We start from the raw sequence: 5,337 nt of genomic DNA, 5'->3' as shown, positions 1-5,337 counted from the left end.
TGCATCAACGGAAGACGGGTAGCCATGGACATGCAGTATAGGAAATCTATAGCCCGTCAGCAAGCCTTTTCTTCTCTCTTTTAACGGGTTGCGTACATTTGCCCTGCCTTAGGCGAGGATTAGGGTGTTTGAATCGTGTGTGATGAGCAACAAACAGCCAATAATCGGAGCGTGACATCGGTAGTTTTTTCGGCAATAATGGCTTTTTATTTTGGTATCCCAACCCGGGGGTTGCATGAAGGCTCGGACGTCAACGCGAAAACGGAAAACACGCGAGACCGATATTGCGGTCTCGCTCAATCTCGACGGCGCCGGCGTTTCTCGGATCGACACCGGCATCGGGTTCTTCACCCACATGCTGGAATTGTTTGCGCGCCACGCGCTGGTGGACATCGAGGTGGTTGCGACGGGGGATACCGAGGTCGATTACCATCACACGGTCGAGGATATCGGCCTGGTCCTGGGCGGCTGCATCGACGAGGCGCTCGGCACCCGCAGCGGCATCCGCCGCTATGGATTCGCCGCCGTGCCCATGGACGAGACGTTGAGCGAGGTGGCGGTGGATCTGGGCGGACGCCCCTATCTGGTGTTCAACAGCGGGATGAAGCAGCAGAAGGTTCGCGATTTTGACGTGCAGTTACTGGAGGAGTTCTTTCGCGCCGTCAGCGTGCAGGCGCGCCTGAACCTGCACATCAACCATCGCTACGGCGAGGATGCGCACCATGTCTGCGAATCGGTCTTCAAGGGCTTTGCCCGCGCGCTGCGGCAGGCGGTCGAAACCGATCCGCGCGAGACGGGCGTCCCGTCCAGCAAGGGGACGCTCTGACATGGTCATTCTTCCGGCGATTGATTTGAAGGGCGGCAGGTGCGTGCGGCTCCGTCAGGGGCGCGCGGATGAGGCCACGGTTTATTCCGACGACCCCGTGGCCATGGCCTGCCGCTGGCGTGAGCAGGGGGCGGAGCACCTCCATGTGGTCGATCTGGACGGCGCCTTCTCGGGCCGTCCGGCCCATGCCGACGTGATCCGGGAGATCGTCCAGACCTCCCGCCTTGCGGTCGAGGTCGGCGGCGGGCTGCGCACCGACGAGGCCGTCGATGCCCTCGTGCGGGCTGGCGTCTCGCGGGCGATTCTCGGCACGCGCGCCTGGGAATACCCCGCCGCGCTGGAACGGCTGGTGGCGCGTTATGGCGGACACATCGCCGTGGGCATCGACGCGCGCGACGGCTTCGTCCAGGTCCGGGGCTGGGTAGAGACCACCGGCGTGAGAGCCACCGAGCTGGCCCGGCGAGCCGAGGCCGCCGGCGTGGCGACGCTCATCTACACCGATACCGCCACCGACGGCATGCTCGGCGGGCCGAACCTCGCGCAACTCGACCAGATCTGCGCCACCGTGCCGCAGTGCCGGATCATCGCCTCGGGCGGCGTGAGCGCCCCGGAGCATGTCCGCGCGCTGCGCGCGCTGGGGCGCGACAACCTGTACGGCGCGATTGTCGGCAAAGCGCTTTATGACGGCAAAACAACCCTCGCCGAGCTTCTGGCTGCGGCAAGCGGAGACGAGGTAACATGTTGAAAGACGTCCGGTTGACCCGGTTGAACAACGGATTGATGGTTGCGACTGCGCCGCAACCCGATGCGGAGAGCGCGGGCGTCGGCATCTGGATTCGCGTCGGCGGCCGCTACGAAAGCCGCGAGACAACCGGGGCGAGCCATTTTATCGAGCATCTGCTGTTCAAGGGAACGCCGACACGAAGCGCCCAGGCGATTTCACAGGCGATCGAAGGGCGCGGTGGCTACCTGAACGCCTACACGCAGGAGGAAAACACCTGCTACTATGCGCGCCTGCCGCACGAATACCAGTTCGAGGCCTTTGATGTTCTGGCCGACATGTACCTCCACGCCAAGCTCGCCCCCGGCGATGTGGATCGCGAGCGGGCCGTTATCCTGGAGGAGCTGAAGATGTACCGCGACCAGCCTCAGGCGGTGGTGCAGGAGCAGCTTGCCGAGGCCGTGTGGGCGGGTCACCCCATCGGCGTGCCGCTGGCGGGCAATGAGCGCTCGCTGGCTGGGCTGACGCGCGACGCGCTCGACGCCTTCCGCCGCACCCACTACCTGCCGGGACGGACGATCGTGGCGTTTGCCGGTCGTGTCGACCATGATGCCTGCGTCGCCCGTGTTGAGCACACCCTGGCCAGGCTGCGCGGCGGCGGCGCCGCGCGGTTTCGTCCGGTGACCGCAAAGACCCGGCAGGAGAAGATCCGCCTGACCCGGCGCGAGATCGAACAGGTGCATGCCGCGATCGGCTTTCGCATCCCCTTCAGCCGCCATGACCGCCGCCGGGTCGCGTTGCGGATGCTCAACACCCTGCTGGGGGAGAATATGAGCTCGCGCCTCTTTCAGGTGGTGCGCGAGCGGCACGGCCTGGCCTATTCGATCCATTCCACCTACCAGTTGTTCGACGATACCGGCGTGCTGGTCATCGCCGCCGGCCTCGACAGCGCCCGGGCGGATCACGCGACCCGTTTGATCGCCCGCGAGATCGTCCGCGTTCGCGAGAAGGCGGTCGGCGCGGCCGAGTTGCGGCGCACCAAGGACTACCTGCTCGGCTCGTTCAGGCTCGGGCTCGAGGGCACGGGCGGCCAGCTCTCGTGGGTGGGGGAGTCGCTCGCCCAGTACGGCCGGTTGCTCGACCCGGACGAGTTCATTGATCTCGTCCGCTCGACGTCGTCCGAGGATGTCCGGGCGGTCGCCGAGACGGTGTTTGACCCGCAGCGGATGACTCTCTCGCTGGTGGTTCCGCAGAAGCACCCGCTTGACGAGGCCGCCTGGTTGAAGACGCTGCGGTAAGGGAGTGAGACCATGCCGAATGTCTTGGATACGCTGAAGGATCGGTTGCTGTTTGAGGCCATCACCGCGCCTGAGCTGGCGGCGGCGCTCGACAAGCCGATGACCGTGTATGCCGGTTTCGACCCGTCGTGCGACAGCCTCCAGGCGGGCAATTACGTGACCATCATGGCGCTCACCCATTTCCAGCGCGCCGGCCACCGCGTGATCGCCCTGGTCGGTGGCGCGACGGGGCTGATCGGCGACCCCTCCGGGAAGTCTGCCGAGCGCAACCTGCTGACCGATGAGCAGGTGCGCCACAACCTCGAAGGGATCAAGGAGAATCTGTCGCGGTTCATCGCGTTCGACACCGGCCCGAATCCGGCCAGCATGGTCAACAATTATGACTGGCACAAGGATTTCACGTTCATTACGCTGTTGCGCGATGTGGGCCGCCACTTCCGCGTGAATCAGATGCTGGCCAAGGAGTCGGTCAAGCGGCGTCTGGAATCGCAGGATGGCATCTCATTCACCGAGTTCTGCTACCAGATCCTCCAAGGCTACGATTTTCTCCACCTCTACCGCGCGACCGGCTGCCGCCTGCAGATCGGCGGATCCGATCAATGGGGCAACATCACCGCAGGAACGGAGCTGATCCGCCGTGTCGAGGGCGCCGACGCCTATGGGCTGATCTTCCCGCTGGTGTGCGACAGCCAGGGCCGCAAGTTCGGCAAGAGCGAAGGCAACGCGATCTACCTCGACCACCGCCGCACCTCGTATTACGAATTCTACCAGTTCTTCCTGCGGACACTGGACGCCGATGTCATCCGCTTCCTGCGGATCTTCACGTTTCTGCCCGAGGACGAATTGTGCCGTCTCGCAGGCGAGGTCGCGGCCGCGCCGGAGAAGCGTGAGGCGCAGCGGATCCTCGCCGAGCAGCTCACCCGCGCGGTTCACGGCGAGCACGGGCTGGCCGTCGCGCAGCGGGCGAGCGCGGTGCTCTTCGGCGGCTCGTTCGACGGGCTGACCGCCTCCGACCTGCTGGCCGTCTTCGCCAACGTCCCCTCGTCCGAACTGCCCCGCGATGCGGTGGTGGGCAAGCCGCTGCTGGAGGTGGTCGCCGCGACGGGGCTGTGCGCGAGCAAGGGCGAGGCGCGCCGGCTGATGCAACAGGGCGGCCTGACAGTCAACAACGTCCGCGTGGGCGATGTCGCGGCGGTCTTCGCCCCCGCGATGCTGATCGAAGGACGGCTGACGCTCCTGCGGTCGGGCAAGAAAAACAACCGCCTGTTGAAGGTGTGCTGAACAGGGGACAGCGACTATGGACACCCCGGATACGCCGCTTCAGACACCGCCCCCGCCGACCGGACTGACGCTCACCGCCGACGAGGCGCGGGTGCTGGGCTCGCTGATCGAGAAGCAGATCACGACGCCGGAATACTACCCGCTGACCCTGAACGCGCTGATCGCGGCGTGCAATCAGAAAAACAATCGCGACCCGGTCCTCTCGCTCGACGAGACGGCCGTGGTTCTGGCGCTGGATGGGTTGCGCGAGAAGAAGCTGGCGTGGCAGGTCTCGCTGGCGGGGCACCGGGCCTACAAATACCGTCACGCCTTCACCGAGGTGATTCACGTGCCGGAGCCCTCCGTGGCGCTGCTGACGGAATTGCTGTTGCGCGGTCCGCAGACCGCCGCCGAGCTGCGCGCCCGGACCGAGCGGATGCACGCCGTGTTTGCAGACGTGACGGCGGTGGAGGCCGCCCTGCAGGGTTTGGCCGATCATGCCGAAGGGCCGTTGACTGTCAAGCTCGGCCGCGAATCCGGGCGCCGCGAGGCCCGCTGGGCGCACCTGTTGAGCGGTCCGCCGGCCGCCGCCACGCTTCCGTCCGGAGGCGGCGGCGATGCCGTGTCGTCGCCGGTCACGGCGTCGGCCGTCTCCCGCCTCGATCGCGTGGAGCAGGAACTCGCCGCCGTGCGCGCGCAAGTCGCCGGGCTGGAGGTTCGTTTCGCGGCTTTTGCCAGACAACTCGGCGAGTAGAATCGGTTTTCACTTGCCAGAATCGCCGCGTTTTGTTTCTCTATGTCCGCACACGCCAGCATAGCTCAGTTGGTAGAGCAGCTGATTTGTAATCAGCAGGTCGTCGGTTCGATCCCGACTGCTGGCTCCATATAAAAACCCCTGTTTTGTTGGTATTTTTGCCAATTTTGACCTTTTGACCTCTGTTTTCCGTCTCTCCCTCTTGTCCCTAAAAACCCCTGTTATACCCTGTTTTTAGGGTATTTTTGGACACACTTTGGACACACTCCCCCCTGTGCATGATGAGGGTGTCGGGTGATCGGAAGCACAGAATCAGTAGACATAGATTCACTGTCCCCGAGATCCGATTCCCTGATTGCCGAGCGTGACACAATCGCGCCCGGCGCGCTGTTCACGCTGGCGGTGGAAGTGACGACTCAGCCGGGCTGGCACACCTATTGGCTGAACCCGGGCGACGCGGGCCTTCCGCCGAACCTGC

Annotated in this window: 5 protein-coding genes and 1 tRNA gene; all 6 read left to right on the top strand. The window is 64.7% G+C overall.

What is annotated here, in order from left to right; genetic code table 11:
- Nucleotides 1–235: 235 nt before the first annotated feature.
- The 6 genes from hisB (at nucleotide 236) to FJ222_11835 (ending at nucleotide 4,989) form a co-directional block, all read left to right on the top strand.
- Nucleotides 236–826 (top strand): imidazoleglycerol-phosphate dehydratase HisB, encoded by a 591-nt coding sequence (gene hisB, locus FJ222_11860; protein MBM4165117.1) that lies wholly within the window; start codon nucleotides 236–238, stop codon nucleotides 824–826.
- Nucleotide 827: 1 nt separating this feature from the next.
- Entirely contained in the window at nucleotides 828–1,571 is a 744-nt protein-coding gene (gene hisA, locus FJ222_11855; protein MBM4165116.1) for a 1-(5-phosphoribosyl)-5-[(5-phosphoribosylamino)methylideneamino]imidazole-4-carboxamide isomerase, read from the top strand.
- The gene (locus tag FJ222_11850; protein MBM4165115.1) at nucleotides 1,565–2,845 is read left to right on the top strand and encodes an insulinase family protein; all 1,281 of its coding nucleotides are present in this window, start codon (nucleotides 1,565–1,567) and stop codon (nucleotides 2,843–2,845) included. The genes hisA and FJ222_11850 overlap by 7 nt, the downstream gene beginning before the upstream one ends.
- Nucleotides 2,846–2,857: 12 nt before the next feature.
- Nucleotides 2,858–4,126, top strand: coding sequence for a tyrosine--tRNA ligase (locus tag FJ222_11845; GenBank protein ID MBM4165114.1), 1,269 nt, complete (start codon nucleotides 2,858–2,860; stop codon nucleotides 4,124–4,126).
- A gap of 16 nt (nucleotides 4,127–4,142) precedes the next feature.
- Nucleotides 4,143–4,859 carry a DUF480 domain-containing protein gene (locus tag FJ222_11840; protein MBM4165113.1) on the top strand — a complete coding sequence of 239 codons (717 nt, stop codon included), beginning with the start codon at nucleotides 4,143–4,145 and terminating at the stop codon, nucleotides 4,857–4,859.
- A 54-nt stretch (nucleotides 4,860–4,913) separates the two neighbouring features.
- Nucleotides 4,914–4,989, top strand: a tRNA-Thr gene (locus FJ222_11835).
- The last annotated feature ends 348 nt before the right edge of the window (nucleotides 4,990–5,337 follow it).

The sequence above is a fragment of the Lentisphaerota bacterium genome, assembly GCA_016873675.1.
GTDB lineage: Bacteria > Verrucomicrobiota > Kiritimatiellia > RFP12 > JAAYNR01 > VGWG01.
The sequence above is the reverse complement of the archived record's forward strand: the minus strand, read 5'-3'. Positions and strand labels throughout refer to the sequence as shown.